Source organism: Burkholderia sp. AU19243, from assembly GCF_018148075.1.
In the GTDB taxonomy this organism is placed as follows: Bacteria; Pseudomonadota; Gammaproteobacteria; order Burkholderiales; family Burkholderiaceae; genus Burkholderia; species Burkholderia latens_A.
In genome coordinates this window covers 71,642-92,893 of the sequence record NZ_JAGSTV010000014.1, presented here as the reverse complement: position 1 = coordinate 92,893, position 21,252 = coordinate 71,642, and the positions used below count along the sequence as shown (strand labels likewise).

General features: G+C 63.5%; 25 protein-coding genes, 1 tRNA gene and 1 pseudogene. 7 read left to right on the top strand and 20 right to left on the bottom strand.

What is annotated here, in order from left to right:
- Positions 1-42: 42 nt before the first annotated feature.
- Complete coding sequence (tssK, locus tag KDW55_RS23490) at positions 43-1,389, top strand: type VI secretion system baseplate subunit TssK (protein ID WP_212161523.1); 1,347 nt, start codon at positions 43-45, stop codon at positions 1,387-1,389.
- On the top strand, positions 1,386-2,168 hold the full coding sequence (icmH, locus tag KDW55_RS23485) for a type IVB secretion system protein IcmH/DotU (RefSeq protein ID WP_059545413.1): 783 nt from the start codon (positions 1,386-1,388) through the stop codon (positions 2,166-2,168). Before tssK ends, icmH begins: the two co-directional genes overlap by 4 nt.
- 85 nt (positions 2,169-2,253) lie before the next feature.
- On the opposite strand, the gene KDW55_RS23480 is transcribed toward icmH, so the two are convergent.
- Both KDW55_RS23480 and KDW55_RS23475 read right to left on the bottom strand, forming a co-directional pair.
- Entirely contained in the window at positions 2,254-2,571 is a 318-nt protein-coding gene (locus KDW55_RS23480) for a hypothetical protein (protein ID WP_059545415.1), read from the bottom strand.
- A 330-nt stretch (positions 2,572-2,901) separates the two neighbouring features.
- A pseudogene (locus KDW55_RS23475) lies at positions 2,902-3,516 on the bottom strand (phage late control D family protein); the annotation flags it as partial.
- Positions 3,517-3,851: 335 nt separating this feature from the next.
- Here KDW55_RS23475 and KDW55_RS23470 point away from each other — a divergent pair.
- A complete protein-coding gene (locus tag KDW55_RS23470) occupies positions 3,852-4,652 on the top strand; it encodes a transporter substrate-binding domain-containing protein (RefSeq protein WP_040143179.1) in 801 nt (266 codons plus the stop codon).
- A gap of 112 nt (positions 4,653-4,764) precedes the next feature.
- Here the strand turns inward: KDW55_RS23470 and KDW55_RS23465 are convergent, their stop codons facing one another.
- Positions 4,765-4,968 (bottom strand): hypothetical protein, encoded by a 204-nt coding sequence (locus KDW55_RS23465; protein WP_040143177.1) that lies wholly within the window; start codon positions 4,966-4,968, stop codon positions 4,765-4,767.
- Positions 4,969-5,351: 383 nt separating this feature from the next.
- Positions 5,352-6,287: a LysR family transcriptional regulator gene (locus KDW55_RS23460; protein ID WP_212161521.1), complete on the bottom strand. Its 936-nt coding sequence runs from the start codon at positions 6,285-6,287 to the stop codon at positions 5,352-5,354.
- A gap of 376 nt (positions 6,288-6,663) precedes the next feature.
- On the opposite strand from KDW55_RS23460, the gene KDW55_RS23455 reads away from it, so the two are divergent.
- The 3 genes from KDW55_RS23455 to KDW55_RS23445 are packed head-to-tail and all read left to right on the top strand — an operon-like array spanning position 6,664 to position 9,482.
- Entirely contained in the window at positions 6,664-8,100 is a 1,437-nt protein-coding gene (locus KDW55_RS23455; RefSeq protein ID WP_212149119.1) for an NAD-dependent succinate-semialdehyde dehydrogenase, read from the top strand.
- 12 nt (positions 8,101-8,112) lie between these two features.
- Complete coding sequence (locus tag KDW55_RS23450; protein WP_040143172.1) at positions 8,113-8,490, top strand: carboxymuconolactone decarboxylase family protein; 378 nt, start codon at positions 8,113-8,115, stop codon at positions 8,488-8,490.
- Positions 8,487-9,482 carry an NAD(P)H-quinone oxidoreductase gene (locus tag KDW55_RS23445; RefSeq protein WP_212161520.1) on the top strand — a complete coding sequence of 332 codons (996 nt, stop codon included), beginning with the start codon at positions 8,487-8,489 and terminating at the stop codon, positions 9,480-9,482. Before KDW55_RS23450 ends, KDW55_RS23445 begins: the two co-directional genes overlap by 4 nt.
- A 178-nt stretch (positions 9,483-9,660) precedes the next feature.
- Here KDW55_RS23445 and KDW55_RS23440 read toward each other — a convergent pair.
- The 7 genes from KDW55_RS23440 to KDW55_RS23410 all read right to left on the bottom strand — a co-directional run bounded on the left by KDW55_RS23440 (position 9,661) and on the right by KDW55_RS23410 (position 14,802).
- Positions 9,661-9,736 (bottom strand) — tRNA-Thr (locus KDW55_RS23440).
- A gap of 19 nt (positions 9,737-9,755) precedes the next feature.
- Positions 9,756-10,277 carry a ClpXP protease specificity-enhancing factor gene (locus KDW55_RS23435; RefSeq protein WP_212161519.1) on the bottom strand — a complete coding sequence of 174 codons (522 nt, stop codon included), beginning with the start codon at positions 10,275-10,277 and terminating at the stop codon, positions 9,756-9,758.
- A gap of 71 nt (positions 10,278-10,348) precedes the next feature.
- Complete coding sequence (locus KDW55_RS23430; RefSeq protein ID WP_006400565.1) at positions 10,349-10,960, bottom strand: glutathione S-transferase N-terminal domain-containing protein; 612 nt, start codon at positions 10,958-10,960, stop codon at positions 10,349-10,351.
- 94 nt (positions 10,961-11,054) lie between these two features.
- Positions 11,055-11,813 carry a cytochrome c1 gene (locus KDW55_RS23425; protein ID WP_059545429.1) on the bottom strand — a complete coding sequence of 253 codons (759 nt, stop codon included), beginning with the start codon at positions 11,811-11,813 and terminating at the stop codon, positions 11,055-11,057.
- A gap of 21 nt (positions 11,814-11,834) precedes the next feature.
- Positions 11,835-13,217, bottom strand: coding sequence for a cytochrome bc complex cytochrome b subunit (locus KDW55_RS23420; RefSeq protein ID WP_040143149.1), 1,383 nt, complete (start codon positions 13,215-13,217; stop codon positions 11,835-11,837).
- On the bottom strand, positions 13,217-13,837 hold the full coding sequence (gene petA, locus KDW55_RS23415) for a ubiquinol-cytochrome c reductase iron-sulfur subunit (RefSeq protein WP_040143147.1): 621 nt from the start codon (positions 13,835-13,837) through the stop codon (positions 13,217-13,219). The genes KDW55_RS23420 and petA overlap by 1 nt, the downstream gene beginning before the upstream one ends.
- 218 nt (positions 13,838-14,055) lie before the next feature.
- Positions 14,056-14,802, bottom strand: a complete 747-nt coding sequence (locus KDW55_RS23410) for a Nif3-like dinuclear metal center hexameric protein (RefSeq protein ID WP_040143145.1) — start codon at positions 14,800-14,802, stop codon at positions 14,056-14,058.
- 21 nt (positions 14,803-14,823) lie between these two features.
- On the opposite strand from KDW55_RS23410, the gene KDW55_RS23405 reads away from it, so the two are divergent.
- On the top strand, positions 14,824-16,029 hold the full coding sequence (locus tag KDW55_RS23405; RefSeq protein ID WP_040143143.1) for a Do family serine endopeptidase: 1,206 nt from the start codon (positions 14,824-14,826) through the stop codon (positions 16,027-16,029).
- 220 nt (positions 16,030-16,249) lie between these two features.
- Here KDW55_RS23405 and tatC read toward each other — a convergent pair whose 3' ends face one another.
- The 9 genes from tatC to hisA form a co-directional block, all read right to left on the bottom strand.
- Entirely contained in the window at positions 16,250-17,035 is a 786-nt protein-coding gene (gene tatC, locus KDW55_RS23400) for a twin-arginine translocase subunit TatC (RefSeq protein WP_040143142.1), read from the bottom strand.
- Positions 17,036-17,076: 41 nt separating this feature from the next.
- Complete coding sequence (tatB, locus tag KDW55_RS23395) at positions 17,077-17,610, bottom strand: Sec-independent protein translocase protein TatB (protein ID WP_059545431.1); 534 nt, start codon at positions 17,608-17,610, stop codon at positions 17,077-17,079.
- Positions 17,611-17,636: 26 nt separating this feature from the next.
- Positions 17,637-17,867: a Sec-independent protein translocase subunit TatA gene (gene tatA / locus KDW55_RS23390; protein ID WP_040143138.1), complete on the bottom strand. Its 231-nt coding sequence runs from the start codon at positions 17,865-17,867 to the stop codon at positions 17,637-17,639.
- 93 nt (positions 17,868-17,960) lie between these two features.
- Positions 17,961-18,326, bottom strand: a complete 366-nt coding sequence (locus KDW55_RS23385; protein WP_040143136.1) for a histidine triad nucleotide-binding protein — start codon at positions 18,324-18,326, stop codon at positions 17,961-17,963.
- A gap of 28 nt (positions 18,327-18,354) precedes the next feature.
- Positions 18,355-18,747, bottom strand: coding sequence for a membrane protein (locus KDW55_RS23380; RefSeq protein WP_040143134.1), 393 nt, complete (start codon positions 18,745-18,747; stop codon positions 18,355-18,357).
- Positions 18,748-18,818: 71 nt separating this feature from the next.
- Complete coding sequence (locus KDW55_RS23375; protein WP_040143132.1) at positions 18,819-19,184, bottom strand: phosphoribosyl-ATP diphosphatase; 366 nt, start codon at positions 19,182-19,184, stop codon at positions 18,819-18,821.
- Positions 19,181-19,597 carry a phosphoribosyl-AMP cyclohydrolase gene (gene hisI / locus KDW55_RS23370; RefSeq protein WP_040143131.1) on the bottom strand — a complete coding sequence of 139 codons (417 nt, stop codon included), beginning with the start codon at positions 19,595-19,597 and terminating at the stop codon, positions 19,181-19,183. The genes KDW55_RS23375 and hisI overlap by 4 nt, the downstream gene beginning before the upstream one ends.
- Positions 19,597-20,370: an imidazole glycerol phosphate synthase subunit HisF gene (gene hisF / locus KDW55_RS23365; protein WP_040143129.1), complete on the bottom strand. Its 774-nt coding sequence runs from the start codon at positions 20,368-20,370 to the stop codon at positions 19,597-19,599. The genes hisI and hisF overlap by 1 nt, the downstream gene beginning before the upstream one ends.
- 108 nt (positions 20,371-20,478) lie before the next feature.
- On the bottom strand, positions 20,479-21,234 hold the full coding sequence (gene hisA, locus KDW55_RS23360; protein ID WP_040143128.1) for a 1-(5-phosphoribosyl)-5-[(5-phosphoribosylamino)methylideneamino]imidazole-4-carboxamide isomerase: 756 nt from the start codon (positions 21,232-21,234) through the stop codon (positions 20,479-20,481).
- Between the last annotated feature and the right edge of the window lie 18 nt (positions 21,235-21,252).

The window sequence follows — 21,252 nt, the reverse complement described above, 5'->3', positions numbered from 1 at the left end:
CCAAATCGATTACATCACAACGCCACATTAACCGGATTTGACATGAGTTATTCGGCCAAGGTGCTTTGGGGGGAAGGGCTGTTCCTCCGGCCTCAACACTTCCAGCGGCAGGACGCCTACCACGAGGCTCGCCTGTTCGAATCGATCCAGGCGATCCAGCCGTACAACTGGGGCGTGCGTTCGGTGCGCATCGACCGCGATGCGCTAGGCAGCAACGTGCTGCGCGTGGCCGAACTCGCGCTCGTGTTTCCGGACGGCGCGCTGTATGCCGCGCCGCAGGCCGACGAGCTGCCGCCGCCGATCGCGCTTGACACGCTGCCCGACGGCATCGGCGAGTTCGTGTTCTACCTTGCGCTGCACCCGCTGCGCGAGAACGGCACCAACTACAGCGACGATCCGGCCGCCGGCTTCACGACGCGTTTCGTCAGCGAACAGACGAGCGTCGCTGACAACTTCACTGACGCCGCCGAAGCCGACGTCACGTTCCTGAAGACGCAGGTCAAGCTGATCGCGCACAGCGAGCCGCGCGACCAGCTGCTGTCCGTGCCGCTCGTGCGCGTGCGCCGCACCGCGACGTCCGGCTTCGAAATCGACGACAACTTCGTGCCGCCGTGCCTCGCGATCGAGGCGTCGCCGATTCTTCATCAGCGGCTGCGCCAGCTCGTCGATGCGCTGCAGGCGAAGGTCAACGCGCTGTATGGTTTTCACCGCGAGCCGTCGAAGAACATCATCGAGTTCCGCTCGGGCGACATCGCGTCGTTCTGGCTGCTGCACACCGCGAACGCCGCATTCGCCACCCTCGCGCATCTGCACCAGCACGCGGCGCTGCATCCGGAGCGGCTGTTCCAGGAGTTGCTGCGCCTCGCCGGGCAGTTGATGACGTTCTCGAAGGGCTACACGCTCGCCGACCTGCCCGTGTACCGCCATGATGATCCGGGGCCGAGCTTCGCGCGTCTCGACGGGATGCTGCGCGAGCTGCTCGACACCGTGATCTCGACGCGCTACTTCGCGATCACGCTCGACGAGGTGCGTCCGTCGTTCCACCTCGGCCGCCTCGACTCCGGCAAGATCGACGACAAGACCGAGTTCTACCTGGCGGTGTCCGCGGACATGCCGAGCGTCGAGCTTGTCGATGCGGTGCCGGCCCGCTTCAAGGTCGGCGCGCCCGACGACGTCGACAAGCTCGTGCTGTCGGCGATGCCCGGCGTGCGGCTGTCGTACACGCCGCAGGTGCCGCCCGCGATTCCCGTGCGGCCGGGTGCATGCTATTTCCAGCTTGATTCGCGCGGCGCGCTGTACGAGCGCATGCTGCAGGCCCAGTCGGCGATGATCTATGCGCCGACTGGCATCAATGACCTGAAATTCGAACTGATCGCGGTCACATCATGAGCTACGCGCCTTCCCTGTTCGGCGACAACACGCCGGCCCCTCTTCATACGCCGGCGTCCACCGATGCCGCGTTCCAGGCTCGTTCGCTGCTCGATCTGCTGTACGACGGGTTCTTCATGTTGTTCCTGCTCAAGAACGGCCGCGAGCCGGACAGCGCGAGTGAATTCAGCACGAAGATCCAGGAATTCCTGTCGGATTTCGAGCGCGGCGCGAAGAAGCTGAACATCGCTGCCGAGGACGTATACGGCGCGAAGTTCGCCTATTGCGCGGCGGTCGATGAGATGGTGCTGTCGTCGCAGTTCAAGATCCGCACCGACTGGGAGCGCCGGCCGCTGCAGCTCGTGCTGTTCGGCGAGCAACTCGCGGGCGAGAAGTTCTTCCAGTATCTCGAGGAATGTCGCGCGCAGGGCGCGGCGCGGTTGCAGTCGCTCGAGGTGTTTCACATGTGCCTGCTGCTCGGCTTCCAGGGCAAGTATCTGCTCGAGGGGCCGGAGAAGCTCGCGTATCTGACCGCGCGGCTCGGCGACGAGATCGCGCACATGAAGGGCAAGCGCGCGGCGTTTGCGCCGCATTGGCCGCTGCCGGATCAGATCGCACACCGGCTGAAGCGAGAGGTGCCGGTGTGGGCGATCGGGGCAGTGTTTGCGCTGGTAGCGCTGCTCGGGTACCTCGGGCTCAATACGTATCTGAAGGACAAGACGTTGCAGGCGTTGGCGCCTTATTCGCAGGTGATCAAGGTGGGTCCGGAGTCGGCGAATTTGACGATTTCGTTGCCTTGAGCGCTGCGCTTCGTTCCGACGTTGACGCTGCATGAAAAAGGACCGCCTGGCGGTCCTTTTTTGCTGTGGCACGCGACGTGCGTCGTCAGAGCAGAATGAATTCTTCGTTGTCGACGTAGAACACGAATGCGTCGAGCAGTTGCGCGACGCTCGGTTCGTCGACCTGGTCATGCGCGTTGATCACGATGTCTTCGATCGTCGTGCTGTTCAAGGTGACGCGCCAGCCGGGGTGTGGCGCGGTTGCAGGTGGTGCGGTGCTTTCGGCGCGGGCGGCGGCGTCGGTGAACTCGCCCACTGTCTCGAGCGTCCACGGCATCGGCGGCATGCAAAGCCATCCGGAGAAGTCTCCCGGGTGTTCGAGGATGTGTTTCAGCGACGCGGTGGTCGGGGTGACGGTCGACATGGGTGTTGCGGTGAGAACTGGACTTGAAGCGATGCGTATACGCGATAGTGACGGCGCGCGTCGTGCCTGTGTGGCAGCACTCCGGTCGGCGAGGCGTGATTATGCCAATTCCGGATGCTCGACGCCGGCTCCGTGGTCAGTGTCGGTCGGTTTCACCTCGTATCGATACTCCAAGCCGGAGGCATTTCTTGACTGACCGATTGGTTGTTGGCTCGTCGGAATGCCTGCTTGCCCTCATTGCTTCCCGGCGCGCCGCCCTGGATGTGGGGCAACGTGCAAGTCCAAGTGGATCAATCCAGCCGGTCGGATTTTCCGCGTACTGAAAGACGTCGGCGCAAACGCCTGCAGGTTATCGGCGATCACGAGCGTATGCGACTTGCCGTCGTCGGCCTGCTGCCACGTCGTGTAAAGGCCCTCGCTTTCCATCAGCCGGTGCACGAAATGCCAGTCGGTGTCGTGCTGCCGCGTGTACGAACGGCTCGGCAGCGGCGTCGACAGCGCGAAGCGGAATTGTCCGCGCGCCTGCGGATGCTGGTTCAGCACGTCGCTGATGATCTGGTCGACGGACGTGTCGTTCCAGATTCTCTGGTGGCGGCAGAACTTCAGGAAATGGGTGAAATCGGCGAACGTCAGCTGATAGGTCGTGCGCGCCCCGTCGGCGCCGAGGCGCCGCGCGGTGTGCACGTAGCCGTTCACTGGGCGGTAGCTGCGATCGCCCTGCTGAATCCACAACGTGACCGGCTGCGCGATCAGCTTTTTGAGCTCCAGTTGGACGTCGGTCGACAGCACGTCGAGCGTGGATTTGTACGTGCCCCCGATGCGCGAGCGGCCGACTGCGCGCTGTACGGTCAGCACGTTCGCGCCCAACGGGGTGTCGAGCTTCAACAGCCGGTCCTGCTGAAGCAACCCGCCGCGCAATGCGGCAATTGTGTTCTGCATGTTCATGGCTACGGCCTTTTCTTCTTTTGACGCGCCCTCGGATGGCGCGGTGAGCGATTTCGCTCGCGCGGTTTTACAGACAAATTACTGCGTGAATCGGAAAAACGACCTGGTTTGAAAGAGTATTTTTAAGCGTATGCCGAACAAGCGGTGGAACGCACGGGCGCACATTCATCGCCTTCGCGCAGCTTGCCCGGCCTCCGCCGGGAATCAATTGCAATCAGGGCCAATTCGACTTCCGGCGCGGCGCGGTTGCGAGTAGTGTCTACGTGCCCGCATTCCGGCCCGGGCGCGCTGATGCCCGGCGCCCAAACACCACACTGAACCACTGGAGATCCACGATGAAACGTTCGAAGTTCCTGCTGACGGGCCTGCTGCTCGCGTCGGCTCTCGGTTTTACGGCCGTCGCCGCGCACGCGGAAGACTTGCTTGACTCGGTGAAAAAAGCCGGCGTGCTGCGCGTCGGTCTCGAAGGCACGTATCCGCCGTTCAACTCGCGCGGCACGTCGGGTCAGCTCGAGGGCTTCGATGTCGACGTCGCGAATGCGGTGGCCGGCAAGCTCGGTGTGAAGACGCAGTTCGTGCCGACCGAGTGGAGCGGCATCATCGCGGGGTTGCAAGCCGGCAAGTTCGACGTGATCGTCAACCAGGTGACGATCACGCCGCAACGCAAGGAGGCGCTCGACTTCAGCGAGCCGTACACGTATTCGGCCGCGCAGCTGATTCAGCGCAAGGACGACACGCGCAACTTCAAGTCGCTCGAGGACTTCAAGGGCAAGAAGCTCGGCGTGACGCTCGGCACCAACTACGACCAGATGGCGCGCAGCGTGCCGGGCATCGAGGTGCAGACGTATCCGGGCGCACCGGAAAAACTGCGTGATCTCGCCGCGGGCCGGATCGAAGCGACGCTCGACGATCGCCTGATGCTGCCGTACATGATCAAGACGTCGAACCTGCCGCTGCGCTCGGGTGCGGTGCTGAACGGCGGCAAGCAGGAGATGGCGATCCCGTTCCGCAAAGGCAATCCGAAGTTCGAGAAGGCGATCAACGATGCGCTCGATTCACTCCGCAAGGAAGGCACGCTGAAAAAGATCTCGATGCACTGGTTCGGAAGCGACGTGACCGTGCCGGTCGCGCAGTAAGCGGTTCGCCGCGCGTTCATTGCGCGTGCAGTGCGTCACGTTCTTCGCTGCGGCGAAGGCGTGACGCGCAGCTGCCGGATTTTCCCGGGCTGCTCTCTCTTTTCCGTTTCGATCAAGCCGCCTCGTCGAAGCGAGCAAGCAGCATCTGCCCGATCGGTGTTAGCGCCGGGCGCGCTGCAACCGCATTCACGCGTACCTGCGTATCGTCGACCAGCCGTTTTTCGACGAGCACGGCAAATGCCGGGTTCGCGAGGTCGACACTGTCAGGCGCGCGCGCAATGCGCAGCAGCATCGAGAATTCGTGCGGACTCAACATGGTCCTTGTCTCCTGATCGTCCGCGAGCGGTTCAATCGGCGTCGATCGTGTTTTCGAATGGAATCGGTGCGAGGCAATAGCCGATGCGTGGGCGGGAGCGAGATCCCGGGTGACCGTTGCAGGACGCGGGCACGGCGTTGCATGCGGTCACACGCGCCCCGATCGCGAAGGTGCTGCCGCGACGGGAGTGTGCAACGTTAGCGATGCCGCGTGACGCCGGCGTGACAGCAAAACGGGGACGATTATGGTGCACGCGTAGCGACCGCAGCGGCCCCGGCATGACGGCCCGCTACGTACGCGGCGCGCCGCCGGTAAAGTCGCCGGGTTGATCGGCGTGCTGGCAAATCGAATACCTTCGCCGGCCATGTCGCCCGGGAAGCCCGTCATGCAACCGTGATGCCGAGCTCCTGCGCATACGCATTGAGCTGGTCACCTACCCGCGCCTTCAGTACGTCGATGAACCGCTTGATTTTCGCGTCGACGAACTGGCGCGACGAATACACCGCATATACGTTGCGCTGAGCGGTGTGAAACTCGGGCAGGACGCGAACCAGCGATCCTTTACGCAAATCGTCGATTGCCGAGAAGGCAGCGATCAGTCCGATTCCCGCACCCTCGCGCAGCACGGTGGACATCGCATCCATGTCGTTGATACTGAAGTGCGATCCCGTCGGGCGATACACCGCGTCGCCGGTCCTGCCTTGCAAATGCCACTCGTCCGGTGCGTAATCGACCGTGCTCAGCAGCACACACGTGTGATCGACGAGATCCTCCACACATTCCGGAGCCGGATGCCGCGCCAGATAATCGGGCGAGGCCGCCAGAATGCAATGGCTCGCGCCGATCTTCTGGCTCACGTACGCCGAGTCCGGCAGCGTGCGCGCAATCACGACCGCCACGTCGAGTTGCTCTTCGAGCAGATTCGGCATCCGCTGCGACAGCATGAGCTCAACCGACACTTCCGGATATGCGTTCCGATACGCAAGCACGGCTTGAGAAACAAGCTGACGGCCTAATCCCGGCACGGCGTGCACGCGCAGCACCCCTCGCGGCTCCAGCAGCGCATCGCGGGCTTCCGCTTCTGCCCGCTCGATGTCGGAGAGGATCGCCACGCTGCGCTCGTAAAAACGTCGCCCCGCATCGGTGACCACGAGCCGTCGCGTCGAGCGCTGCAACAACCGCGTGTTGAGATTGTCCTCGAGTACCGAGACCGCTCGGGAAATGTTGCCGACAGTCGTATCGAGGTGGTTTGCGACGGCCGTGAAGCTGCCCATCTCGACCACTTTCGCAAACACCGACATGGTATAGACCTTGTCCATTACACACCTGGCTCTGAATTATTCGTCGAATCGCCGCATTTCCGGCCCGCGCGAGCCTGTGATCATAGAGCCGGCCCCCGTTTCATGCAGTCAGCGCGCGGCCTCGTGTCGTTTTTGCGCATCTTTCAATCCGCCTTCACGTCGGCGGCGGGATTTTCTCTCCAGCGACAAGATTCATTCTTTCCGGCCCCTCTAAGTTGCCGCCCGCTTCCCGCCTAGACTTGGTTCCGAAGTCAGGCAGCCAGAACCAGGAAGCTTCAGACCGGATCCCGGCCCGACACGGCGGATCACCCGGACACGCTGTCGCGCAGGTTCCGTTATCCGGCTCGCGGCGAATACTTATTGAATCGCAATCCTAACCATAGAGGTCACTATCATGAACATCAATTACGACGCACTTCATCTTTTCATCGATGGCGAGTGGATCGGTGCGAGCGAACGCGAAACGGCGCCGGTGATCAACCCGGCCACACAACGCGAGATCGGACGCGTCCCGCTGGCGACGGCAGCTGATCTGGATCGCGCGCTACAGGCCGCTGCACAGGCGTTCGACGTCTGGCGCACGACCGTGCCGGCCGAACGCGCGCGCATTTTGAAACGCGCGGCGGAGCTGATGCGCGAGCGTGCCGAGCATATCGCCACGGTCATGACGCTCGAGGAAGGCAAGCCGCTGGCCGAAAGCCGCGACGAAGTCCTGCGTGCGGCAGACTACTTCGAATGGTTCGCCGAAGAGGCACGTCGCATCGACGGCCGCGTGGTGCCGTCCAACCGCCCGGGTGTGCAACAGCTCGTGAAGAAACAGGCGATCGGGCCCGTCGCCGCATTCACGCCGTGGAATTTTCCGGCAATCACCCCGGCGCGCAAGCTCTCCGCCGCGCTCGCCGCCGGCTGCAGCGTGATCATCAAACCGGGCGAGGAAAGCCCCGCAACGGCGCTTGCGCTGGCGCGCGCACTGGACGAGGCAGGTTTGCCGAAGGGCGTGCTTCAGGTCGTATTCGGCGTCCCCGACCAGGTGTCGAAACAGCTGATCGCTTCGCCGGTCATCCGGAAGGTGACGTTCACGGGCTCGGTGCCGATCGGCCGTCTGCTGTCGGCACGCGCAGCCGAAGGCGTCAAACCCATCACGCTGGAGCTGGGCGGCCACGGGCCCGTCCTCGTATTCAACGATGCGGATGTCGAAAAGGCCGCAGTAGAAGGCGCCGCGAATCGCTTTCGCGGTACGGGCCAGATCTGCATCTCGTCGACACGCTTCCTGATCCAGCGTGAAGTCTACGACGAGTTTGTCGGCCACTTCGTGCGTGCGGCCAACGCGCTCAAGGTCGGGGACGGCATGGATGCGGGCACGCAGGTCGGGCCGCTCGCAAATCCGAGACAGCTCGCGAAGATGGAGGAACTCATCGCCGATGCGGTGAAGCGTGGCGCAAGGGTGCTTGCCGGCGGCAAGCGCATCGCGCGCGAAGGGTATTTCTTCGAACCAACGGTCCTCGCCGACGTACCGCAGGACGCCCGCGTGATGCACGAAGAACCGTTCGGCCCGATCGCGGTGCTGATGCGTTTCGATGCGCTGGCCGACGGGCTCGCCGAGGCGAACCGGTTGCCCTACGGCCTCTCCGCCTATGCGTTCACGAGCAGCGCACGCACGGCCATCGATGTCGCAGACGGTCTCGAAGCCGGCATGATCGGCATCAACCAGTACCGCATCGTTTCGACAGAACTGCCGTTCGGCGGCATGAAGGAAAGCGGCCACGGCTCGGAAGGCGGCACCGAGGGCATCGAGTACTACCTCACGCACAAGTTCATCAGCCAGGCTTGAAGGGGAACCGCCATGTCTCATACGCATTTCGACAGTCCGCGCGAGGCCGCGCGTGCGTTCACGCCGAAGCTCTCGGCATTCGTCGACGACACGCTCTATCCGCGGATCTGGAGCGATCCCGCGCTGTCACCGCGCGACCGGAGCCTCGTGACCGTCGCCGCGCTGATCGCGGGAGGTCATCTCGACGAGTTGCCGGCGCATCTGCACCGTGCGTTGACGAACGGCGTAACGCGCGAAGAACTCGCAGCGGCAATCACCCACCTTGCGTTCTATGCGGGGTTTCCCGCGGCCATCTCGGCATCAGCGGCGGCGCAGGAAGCGCTTGGCGCCCAATCCCGGTCCGACGAGCGCGCGGTCCATTCATTCACGAAGCAGGAAGATTGCAAATGAAAGCCATCACATTCGACGAATTCGGCGAGGCCGACGTTCTCCGGCTCGCCGAGGTCCACGCACCCGAGGTTCGCCCGGACGATCTGCTGGTACGCGTCCATGCCGCAGGTGTGAATCGCGCGGATCTTACGCATCGGCGCGGCGGATACGGTCGGCCGAACTTCGGCGACTCGTCCATCATGGGGCTTGAAATCGCCGGCGAGGTGATCGAAACCGGACCTTCCGTTCAGGGTTACAAGGTCGGCGATCGTGTAATGGGCGTGGTAGGCGGCGGAGCCTACGCAGAACTCGCACGCATTGACTGGAGAATGGCGATGCCCATTCCGGCAACGATCGATTACGTGCACGCGGCGGCAATACCGGAAGTCTTCGTCACGGCGCACGAAGCGCTGTTGCATCTTGGCCGCTTGCAGCGAGGCGATTCGGTGCTCATTCACGCAGCGGCGGGCGGGGTGGGTTCTGCAGCTGTCCAACTGGCCTACGCAACCGGTGCGACGATATTCGCGACCGCCGAGGCTTCGAAGCTGGAACGGATCGTTCAACTCGGCGTGGACCATCCGATCGACTACAAGACGCAGGATTTTGCGGAAATCGTCGCGAGCAGGACGGACAAACGTGGCGTCGACGTTGTCATCGACTTTGTGGGCGCGCCGTATTTTTCCCGGAATGTCGCGTCATTGGCAAACGGCGGCCGACTGGTGCAGGTGGGGATACTCGGCGGCGGCGGTGACGTGAACGTTGGTCTTGAACAGATCCTGTACCGTCATCTGCAAATCATCGGCACGGTGATGAAGTCGCGCGACCAACGCGAGAAACACGAGATGGTTCGGCGGTTTCGCGAACATTGGCTGGACCGCTTTACGGGAGGGGCGAGCCTGGAACCGGTCGTCGACAGCGTGTTTCCTCTCGCCGATGCCGCGGCTGCACATCGACGGATGGAGTCGGCCGTGAACGTGGGAAAGATCATCCTGACGATGGGCGAAAACAGCTGACGTGCCGTTGATTCACGTCGAACGCCGGTGCTCGAAGTTTATGGCGGTCGAGCGGGGATCGCTGGCAGGAGCTTCGCGCGAGCGTTGGAGCGTAGCGGCCTCGACTCGGCAGCGCAGAGCCAGCATTCTTGCGGTACAAAAAAGCGGGCCCCATCTTTGGGGCCCGCTTTTCGGTGTGTGGTGCCGGCTGCAGGACTCGAACCCGCCACCTGATGATTACAAATCAACTGCTCTACCAGATGAGCTAAGCCGGCGTAAGCGCGAGATTCTACCTCATTTCACGATCTTGAGGCGAGGTCTGCTGCCACCTTTCGAGCCGTCGCCATCGGTTTTCGGCGGTTCGTCGGCACCTTCGGACGGCTCCTCGTTCGCGCCGCCATCGGCGACCGGCGTCAACACGGCAGGCGACTCATCGCGCGGCGCATCTTCCGCGTGCTCGGCTTCGTCTTCGAACACACCCGAATCCGCACCCTCGCCCGCCACCGCATCGACCTGGAACGCCATTCCCTGCCCGTTCTCCCGCGCATAGATCGCGAGCACGTTTGCGACCGGAATCTCGATCTTGTGCGCCTTCCCGGAGAACCGGGCAGTGAACTCGATCCACTCGTTGCCCATCTGCAGCTGGCTCGTCGCCTCGAAGCTGATGTTGAGCACGATCTCGCCGTCACGCACGAACTGTCGCGGCACGCGCGTCGAGTTGTCGACCCTCACCGCGATATGCGGCGTGTAGCCGTTATCGGTGCACCACTCGTACAGCGCGCGCAGCAGATAAGGCTTCGTTGAAATCTCTTGCATCACAATCCTCGAACCCGGAGCGGGCACGCGGCATGCCGCGCCGCCCGCTCCGTCGTGCACTCATTGCACCATCAACGACGCATGACCTTTTCGGACGGCGTCAGTGCTTCGATATACGCCGGACGGCTGAAGATTCGCTCGGCGTACTTCATCAGCGGCGCAGCGTTCTTCGACAGCTCGATCCCGTAGTGATCGAGACGCCACAGCAGCGGCGCAATCGCGACGTCGAGCATCGAGAACTCCTCGCCGAGCATGTACTTGTTCTTCACGAAGATCGGCGCGAGCTGCGTCAGGCGATCGCGGATCGCCAGGCGCGCCTTCTCGTGGTTCTTCTCGGCGGCCTTGCCCTTCTCGTTCTCGAGCGTGCTGACGTGAACGAACAGTTCCTTCTCGAAATTGAGCAGGAACAGGCGCGCGCGCGCGCGCTGCACCGGATCAGCCGGCATCAGTTGCGGATGCGGGAAGCGCTCGTCGATGTATTCGTTGATGATGTTCGATTCATACAAGATCAGGTCGCGCTCGACCAGAATCGGCACCTGACCGTACGGGTTCATCACCGAGATGTCTTCCGGCTTGTTGAACAGGTCGACGTCGCGGATCTCGAAGTCCATGCCCTTCTCGAACAGCACCAGCCGGCAACGCTGGGAGAACGGGCAAGTTGTGCCGGAATACAGAACCATCATATTTGCGTTTCCTCAAAAAAGCCGAGGGCCGGCACGCGGCGCAACCCCTTTCACGGGTTCCACCTTGCGCCGGCCCCACGCCGGTCAGGCGTGTTTACTTGATATCTTTCCAGTACGCGGCATTGAGCCGCCAGGCCAGGAAAGTCAGGACACCGAGAAAGACCAGCACCCACACGCCGAGGCGTTTGCGGGTCTGCTGGGCCGGCTCGGACATCCACGTCATATAGGCCACCAGGTCGGCCACCGCAGCATCGTAGTCGGGTGACGATAACGTGCCCGGCGTGACCTGCTGGAAGCCGACGAGCGTGTGAACCTTCTCGCCCGTCTCCTCGTCCGTCTTGTCTTCGAATTTGGCGGTGCGCTGCCCCTGCAGTTGCCACAATACGTGGGGCATGCCGACGTTCTCGAACACCGCGTTGTTCCATCCGGTCGGCCGCGTATCGTCGCGATAGAAACTGCGCAGATACGTGTACAGCCAGTCGCGACCGCGCGCCCGCTCCTCGACCGACAGGTCGGGCGGCGTGGTGCCGAGCCAGTTCTTCGCGTCTTCGGGCCGCATCGCGACGGACATCGTGTTCCCGACCTTGTCGGTCGTGAACAGGAGATTCTTTTCGATCTCCTTCTGGGATATGCCCAGATCCGTCAGACGGTTGTAGCGCATCAGGTTCGCGCTGTGGCAGTTCAGGCAATAGTTTACAAACAATTGCGCGCCGTGCTGAAGCGAAACGAGATTTTCCGTGTTATCGGGCGCCCGGTCGAGCGGAAAATGACCTTCCGCGCGCACGGCCGGCGCCGCCAGCAGCGCCACGGCCGTCGCCCCGATCAGCGCGAGCGTCGAAAGCAGTTTCTTCATGTCGTTCTCTCCTCGCTCACGTTAATGGGGCTTGAAGCGCACCCGTTCCGGCGGCTGCTTGAACGTGCCAAGCGGCGTCCAGACGGGCATGCCGAGGAAGAACGCGAAGTAGATCAGCGCGCAACCCTGCGCAATCAGCGTTGCGGCCGGCGACGGCGGCCGTGTGCCGAGGAACGCGAGGGTCAGGAACGCCGCCACGAAGATCCCGAGGAACACCTTGTGGAACAACGGCCGGTAGCGGATCGACTTCACCGGGCTGCGGTCGAGCCACGGCAGGAAGAACAGCGTGATCACCGCCGAGCCCATCACCACGACACCCCAGAACTTCGATTCCGTCAGGAACATGAACACGACGATCGCCGCGGCCAGCACGGGCAGGCCGATCTTCCACTTGCCGCGCGCGCGAATCAGCGCGAGCACCCCCAGCAGCGCGATCACGATCATCAGCACGATCTTGAACGGATCGGTGGTCGCGCGCAGCATCGCGTAGAACGCGGTGAAGTACCACACCGGCGCGATCTCAGGCGGTGTCTGCAGCGGGTTCGCCGGCACGAAGTTGTTCGACTCGAGGAAGTAACCGCCCATCTCCGGCGCGAAGAACACGATCACCGCGAACACCATCAGGAACACGCAAACGCCGAAGAAGTCGTGCACCGAGTAGTACGGATGGAACGGGATGCCGTCGAGCGGAATGCCGTTCGCGTCCTTCTTTGCCTTGATCTCGATGCCGTCCGGGTTGTTCGACCCCACTTCATGCAGCGCGACCAGATGCGCGACGACGAGGCCGACCAGCACGAGCGGAATCGCGATCACGTGGAATGCGAAGAAGCGGTTCAGCGTAACGTCGGACACGACGTAGTCGCCGCGGATCCACAACGACAGGTCCGGACCGACGAATGGAATCGCCGAGAACAGGTTCACGATCACCTGCGCGCCCCAGAACGACATCTGGCCCCACGGCAGCAGGTAACCGAAGAACGCTTCTGCCATCAGGCACAGAAAGATCGCGCAACCGAAAATCCACACGAGCTCGCGCGGCTTCCGGTACGACCCGTACATCAGCCCGCGGAACATGTGCAGGTAGACGACGACAAAGAACATCGACGCCCCGGTCGAGTGCATGTAGCGGATCAGCCAGCCCCAGGGCACTTCGCGCATGATGTACTCGACCGACGCGAACGCGAGCAGCGAGTCGGGCTTGTAGTTCATCGTCAGGAAGATGCCCGTGACGATCTGGTTGACGAGCACCAGCAGCGCGAGCGAACCGAAGAAGTACCAGAAGTTGAAGTTCTTCGGCGCGTAGTACTCGGAAACGTGCTTTTTCCAGGTCGACGTGAGCGGGAAGCGCTGGTCGATCCAGCCTGTGACACCTGTCGTGGAGACTTCCTTGTTGTCGACTGCCATCACGCTTCTCCTTTCTCGTCCTTGCCGATCACGAGGGTCGTCGCCGACGTGAACATGTAGGGCGGGATGTCGAGATTCTGAGGCGCCGGCTTGTTCTTGAACACGCGGCCGGCGAGGTCGTAGGTCGAACCGTGACACGGGCACAGGAAACCGCCCGGCCAGTCGTCCGGCAGGTTCGGCTGCGGACCCGGCGTGAAGCGTTGACTGGGCGTGCAGCCGAGGTGCGTACATACGGCCATCACGACGAGAATGTTCTTGCGATCGGCCCGCGCGCGATATTCGTTCGCGCAATACGCGGGCAACGGCATCGAATACGGAGATTTCGTGGTCGGATCGGCCACTTCCTTGTCGGCCTTGACGACGTCGGCCAGCATGTCGTCAGTGCGGTTCAGGATCCAGACCGGCTTGCCGCGCCACGGCACTGTGACCATCTCGCCGGGCTTCAGGCCGCTGATGTCGACTTCGACCGGCGCACCGGCCGCTTTCGCTTTCGCGGACGGCGCAAGCGACGCCGCGAAAGGTATGACGGTGGCTACGCCTCCCACGCCACCTGCTACGGATGTCGCAATCAGCCAGGTACGGCGGCCGCTGTCGACGCGTTTCTCTTCCTTGTCTCGCATCACACGCCCCACTTCTGAGTTGGATTTTCCGTCACGACTTTCCATTCCGCCGCTAGTTTGCTCGAATGGAGCCGCCATTTACAAGGCCCGGAGACGAAAATCCCTTCGAAGTAATTGATAGTCAAGGGTTTTCCCCCACTATCGGAGCAATTAAATCATTTCGCTTTTAAGCGGACGCTACATTGAGAAATTTCGATGCGCCGCCGCAAATCCGGCTGTCAGACCGGATTATGAATATCGATAAAAAGGTGCTCGATATCGAATTCTTCCGACAAGTGGCGGCCTAGTGCCTGAATTCCGTAACGTTCGGTCGCATGGTGCCCCGCCGCAACGAATGCGACGCCGCTCTCGGCCGATGCGTGCGTGACCGATTCCGACACCTCGCCGGTCAGGAACACGTCGGCGCCCGCGTCGATCGCTGCGTCGAAATAACTCTGCGCGGCCCCCGTGCACCACGCGATGCGGCGCAGCTGCATGTCGGGATCGCCGAGCACGAGCGGCGTGCGGCCAACGGTGTTCTCGACCTTGGCGACGAAGTGCTCGAGCGTGACCGGCATCGGCAGCGTGGCCATCCAGCCGAGATCGCCGTCGCCGAACCGCTGTTCGCCGATCAGCCCGAGCTTCTGGCCGAGCTGCGCGTTATTGCCGAACTCGGGATGCGCGTCGAGCGGCAGGTGGAACGCGAACAGGTTCAGGTCGTTCGCGAGCAGCAGTTTCAGGCGCTGGTACTTGCGGCCGGTGATCTGCGGCGCTTCGTTGCGCCAGAAGTACCCGTGGTGGACGAGCACCGCATCCGCCCCCCATTCGAGCGCCGCTTCGAGCAGCGCAACCGACGCCGTCACGCCGGTGACGATCTTCTCGATCTTGCGGCGCCCCTCGACCTGCAGGCCGTTCGGGCAATAGTCCTTGAAGCGCGCGGTTTCAAGGGTATTGTTCAAGTACAATTCGAGTTCGATCCGATCCATATAAACCTCTAATCCATTCAGATGCTTAGACGCTTCTGGCTGTTCTTCGCGCAGGCGGTGACCGTACTGCTCGCGCTGATGTTCATCGTCGTGACGCTCAAGCCGCAATGGCTGCAACGGCAAGGACAGCTCGGCAAGCAGCTCGCCACGCCGATCGTCGCGCTGCGGGAAGTCGCGCCGGGCATCGGCGGCGCACCGGCGACCACGTCGTACGCCGAAGCCGCCCAAAAGGCGATGCCTGCCGTCGTCAACGTGTTCTCCAGCAAGGACGGCTCGCTGCCGCCCGATCCGCGCGCGAAGGACCCGCTGTTCCGCTATTTCTTCGGCGACCGCAACGCCCGCAAGCACCAGGACGAACCGGCAGCCAACCTCGGCTCCGGCGTTATCGTGAGCCCGGAAGGTTACATTCTAACGAACCAGCACGTCGTCGACGGCGCCGACCAGATCGAAGTCGCGCTCGCCGACGGCCGCACCGCCACCGCGAAGGTGATCGGAAGCGACCCGGAAACCGACCTCGCGGTGCTGAAGATCAACATGACGAACCTGCCGACGATCACGCTCGGCCGCTCCGATCAATCGCGCGTCGGCGACGTCGTGCTCGCGATCGGCAACCCGTTCGGCGTCGGCCAGACGGTCACGATGGGGATTATCAGCGCGCTCGGCCGCAATCACCTTGGCATCAACACGTTCGAGAACTTCATCCAGACCGACGCGCCGATCAACCCCGGCAACTCGGGCGGTGCGCTGGTCGACGTGAACGGCAACCTGCTCGGCATCAACACGGCGATCTACTCGCGCTCCGGCGGCTCGCTCGGGATCGGCTTTGCGATCCCCGTGTCGACCGCGCGCACCGTGCTCGAAAGCATCATCACGACGGGCTCGGTCACGCGCGGCTGGATCGGCGTCGAGCCACAGGACGTCACGCCGGAAATCGCCGAGTCGTTCGGGCTGCAGCAGAAGTCGGGCGCGATCGTTGCGGGTGTGCTGCAAGGCGGCCCGGCCGACAAGGCCGGGATCAAGCCAGGCGACATCCTGGTCAGCGTGAACGGCGACGAAATCACCGATACGACGAAGCTGCTGAACACCGTCGCACAGATCAAGCCGGGCACACCGACCAAGGTGCATGTCGTGCGCAAGGGCAAGGAGTTCGACGTGAACGTCGTGATCGGCAAGCGTCCGCCGCCGCCGAAGCAGACCCTCGACGAGCAGGACAGCGACTCCGAATAACACCGCACGGCCCGCGCGTCCGCGCCGCCTGCCTCCGCCGGAAAGCAAAAAAGGGCAGCTCGATTCCGAGCTGCCCTTTTGCGTTGTATCGCCGTTGCTTCCGGCAAAGCTGCGCTTCGCTCATACCGCGCGCGCTGCCCTTACCTTGCCCGAGTCGGCGCTGCCACACGGCCACCAATCCGTAGCGCCGCTCATGCCCGCCAGGGAGCGCCTGCGCGCGTCAGCTTGCGGCGCCGTTGTTCTCGGCTTCCGGTTCTTCGGCCGGCTTCGGCACGAAGAATCGCGCGGCCAGCAGCCCGATCTCGAACAACACGACGAGCGGCAGCGCCAGCATCAACTGCGAGAATACATCCGGCGGCGTGACGACCGCCGCGACGACGAACGCACCAACGATCACGTACGGCCGCATCTCCTTCAGCTTCTTCAGCGACAGCACACCCATCCGGACGAGCAGCACGACGACGATCGGCACCTCGAACGTGACGCCGAACGCGATGAACATCCCGAGCACGAAGCTCAGATAGTTGTCGATGTCGGTCGACATCTCCGCGCCGAGCGGCGCGTTGTAGTGCGCCATCACGCGGAAGATGGTCGGGAATACAAGGAAGTACGCGAACGCCATCCCGCACAGGAACAGGAAGTAGCTGCTTCCGACGAGCGGCGCGACGAGCTTCTTCTCATGCTGGTACAGCCCCGGCGCGACGAACGCCCAGATCTGGTACAGCACGATCGGCAGCGCGATCACGAGCGCGACGAGCATCGTGACCTTCATCGGCACGAAGAACGAGCCGGTGACGTCGGTGACGATCATCCTGCCGCCCTTCGGCAGGTTTTCCATCAACGGCCGAGCAAGCAGCCTGAAGATGTCGGGCGCCCAGTACACGAGCCCGAGGAACACGACGATCACGGCCAGCCCCGCGCGAATGATGCGATCGCGAAGCTCGACGAGATGGGAAATGAAGGTTTCTTCCGGGGCGTCGCCCGGATTCTGCTGGGGGTCGCTCACACCGGCCCTCGGTAGGATTGACGAGCGAGCATGCGCTCCACTCAGAAGAAGCGCGTCGGCCGGCGCAGGCTGGCCGGCTGGTGGCGCGCGACACGCGCGGCGCCCGACTGCACGTGCGTGCGGCGGGTCGTCGCGCGCTTGTACCAGACAGGCATCGCCGCCTGCTTGACACGCCAGTTGCGACGCTTGCGCGCGAACACGGCCGTGCCGCCGCCACGCCAGGACGGCGCCGCGGGCGTGTCGCTGCCGTACGTGCCGGCATCGACCGAGCCTTCGTTGAGACCGCCGACCGCGGAATTCCACGTGTCGTTCAGTTCCTTCTCGTGCTCGCGCAGGTTGTCGTGAATCGTCGTCTCGACATTGCGTGCGGCCGTTTCGAAATCGGTCTTCATCGTCCGCAGCGCGTCGAGTTCGATTTCGCGCGAGACCTCGGCCTTCACGTCGTTGATGTACCGCTGCGCGCGGCCGAACAGTGCGCCCGCCGTACGCGCGACGCGCGGCAGGCGCTCAGGGCCGAGCACCACGAGCGCGACGACGCCGATCAGCGCCATCTTCGAAAGACCGAGATCCAGCATCGCGAATGCCTGTCAGCGTGCCGGCGTCAAGCCTTGTTCGAGTCGGAACGCGTCGTTTCCTTCGCGTTGACGTCGACCGAGCCCGAACGCGGCAGTTGCTGCGCGTCTGCCGGCGTGTCGCCTTCCTTCATGCCGTCCTTGAAACCCTTCACGGCGCTGCCGAGGTCGTTGCCGATGTTGCGCAGCTTCTTCGTACCGAAAACCAGCGCGACGATCAGCAGCACGATCAGCCAGTGCCAAATGCTCAATCCACCCATGATGAAACCTCTCCTCAACCACGCCGCGTCGCGGCGCAAATTGCCGGCGGCACGCCGGCTTCGACTATCGATGCGGGGAAACGCCCCGCTGCGTCAACCCATTCGCTGCCACGGGCGCGGGCCGGCCAGGATGTGAGCGTGCAGGTGGTAGACCTCCTGCCCGCCGCCGGGGCCCGTGTTGATCACCGTGCGAAAACCGGTTTCGCCGCCCGTGTACGCAACGCCGAGCTGGTCGGCCAGACGCGCGACGAGCAGCATCAGCCTGCCGAGCATCGGGGCATCGGCGTCGGTCGCTGCCGACAGCGTCGGCACGTGCCGGCGCGGAATCACGAGCACATGCGTCTCGGCCGCCGGGCGGATGTCGCGGAACGCGACGAATTCGTCGTCCTCGTGCACCTTCGTGCTCGGGATCTCGCCCGCCGCGATCTTGCAGAACAGGCAATTCGGATCGTGACTCATGTTGCTCCTGCGAAACGCTCGCGCGCGGTCAGAACCACGCCTGCGGATCGAGCGTCTTGTTGTCGTTCAGGTACAGCCAACCCTTGATGATACGGTACAGCGTCCAGATCCACGTGACAAACATGATCGCGAACCCAACCACCACGAACATCAGCGCGAAGCCGATCACGTATGCGATCAGTGCGCGCCAGAACGTGCGGATCTGCCACTCGAAATGGTCGGCGTACGGCGTGCCGGCCACGTCGCCGCGCTTCACGTAGTTGATGATGATCGCGATGATGCCGGTGACGCCGCCCGTCAGCCAATGAATCGCATAGAGGCCGTACAGCACGTGCGTGAGCGTGCGCAGACCGTTCAGTCGCTCGGCGTCTGCTGCGCCCGGCACCGACGGCGTCGGAAACTGGCTCGGCGTATCGGTCATGATGCTACTCCCGTTGGATGACAATTCTTACAGCTTACCGCACTGTTGCCACCACGGCGTGCCGATACACGTCACCCGCCATTTTCCTCGCGCTCGCGACGCTTGCGCAGCGCCTTTTCCTCGATCCCCGACAGCCCTTCGCGGCGCTCGAGCTCGGCAATCACGTCGGCCGGGCTCAGGTTGAAATGCGACAGCATCACGAGGCAGTGGAACCAAAGATCGGCGACTTCGCCGACCAGCGCCGTCGGCGCGCCGCCCTGGCGCACGTCCTTCGCGGCCAGCACGACCTCGGTCGCCTCTTCGCCGATCTTCTTCAGCACCGCGTCGTCGCCCTTGTGGAACAGGCGCGATACGTACGATTGCTCGGGGTCGCCGCCCTTGCGGCTATCGATCACCGCCGCGAGCCGCAGCAGCGTGTCTTCGGTCGATTGCGTCATTTGTAGATGTGTTCGGGGTCTTTCAGCACCGGATCGACCGCGACCCAGTCGCCGCTGTCCACGTTGCCTTCGAATTTCTGGAAGAAGCACGAATGCCGGCCGGTGTGGCAAGCGATGCCCGACACCTGCTCGACCTTCAGCAGCACGACGTCCTCGTCGCAGTCGAGCCGCACCTCGTGCACGTGCTGCACGTGGCCCGACTCCTCGCCCTTGAACCACAGGCGCTTGCGCGAGCGCGAATAATAGACCGCGCGCTGCGTTTCGATCGTCTTCGCGAGCGCATCGCGGTTCATCCACGCGAACATCAGCACGTCGTTCGTCGACGCTTCCTGCGCGATCACCGGCACGAGGCCGTTGTCGTCCCAGCGGACCTTGTCGAGCCACGCGGGCAGCGGTTTCGTTTCGGTATTCATCACAACCTCACCGCGATGCCCTGGTCGGACATGAAGCGCTTCGCCTCGCCGACCGTGTGCTCGCCGTAGTGGAAGATGCTCGCGGCCAGCACTGCGTCGGCGCGGCCTTCCTTGATGCCGTCCGCAAGATCCTGCAGGCAGCCGACACCGCCGGATGCGATCACCGGCACCGGCACCGCATCCGACACGCCGCGCGTGAGCGCGAGATCGAAGCCCGACTTCGTGCCGTCGCGATCCATGCTCGTGAGCAGGATCTCGCCCGCGCCGAGCTCGGCCATCTTGCGCGCCCATTCGATCGCGTCGAGGCCCGTGTTCTTGCGGCCGCCGTGCGTGAACACTTCCCAGCGCGGCGGCTCGCCGTCGGCGGACACGCGCTTCGCGTCGATCGCGACGACGATGCACTGCGAGCCGTACTTGTCGGCGGCGTCGCGCACGAGCTGCGGGTTCGCGACCGCCGAAGAATTCATGCTGACCTTGTCAGCGCCCGCATTCAGCAGGCGCCGCACGTCCTCGACGGCGCGCACGCCGCCGCCGACGGTCAGCGGAATGAAGACCTGCGACGCGACGGCTTCGATGATCGGCAGGATCAGGTCGCGCTGGTCGGACGTCGCGGTGATGTCGAGGAACGTCAGTTCGTCGGCGCCCTGTTCGTCGTAGCGGCGCGCGATTTCGACCGGGTCGCCGGCATCGCGCAGTTCGACGAAGTTGACGCCCTTGACGACACGCCCAGCGGTCACGTCCAGGCAGGGGATGATGCGTTTAGCTAGAGCCATGATGTTGCGCCATAGGCCGCGGTGGGACGGCCGGTTGCGAACGCCTCGCGCGAGGCGTCCGGTCGGGGCCGCCCGTGGGCAGCCCCGGCGAAGAGGACGCCGCCGCGCTCAGGCGTTGTCGAGTTCGCCGTTCAGTTCGTCCGCGCGCTTTTGCGCGGCCGCGAAATCGAGATCGCCGGAGTAGATCGCACGGCCGCAGATCACGCCTTCGACGCCGTGCTCTTCCACTTCGCACAGCTGCTCGATGTCCGTGAGGTTCGACAGGCCGCCGCTTGCGATCACCGGAATGCCGACCGCCTGCGCGAGCTTCACGGTCGCGTCGATGTTGATGCCCTGCAGCATCCCGTCGCGGCCGATGTCCGTATAGACGATCGATTCGACGCCGTAGTCCTCGAACTTGCGCGCGAGATCGATCACTTCGTGGCCCGTCAGCTTGCTCCAGCCATCGGTCGCGACTTTGCCGTCCTTCGCGTCCAGCCCGACGATGATGTTGCCCGAGAATGCGGTGCACGCGTCCTGCAGGAAGCCCGGGTTCTTCACCGCGGCGGTGCCGATGATCACGTACGACAGGCCGGCGTCGAGATATTTTTCGATCGTCTCGAGGCTGCGGATGCCGCCGCCGAGTTGAACGGGGATTTCGTCGCCGACTTCATCGAGGATCGCTTCGATCGCGTCGAGATTCTTCGGCTTGCCGGCGAACGCGCCGTTCAGGTCGACCAGATGCAGCCGCCGGGCGCCGAGATCCACCCACTTGCGGGCCATCGCCGCCGGGTCCTCGGAGAAAATCGTGGCCTGGTCCATATCGCCCTGTTTGAGGCGCACACACTGACCGTCTTTGAGATCGATGGCCGGAATCAGCAACATAGCAATCGGGTGTCGTCG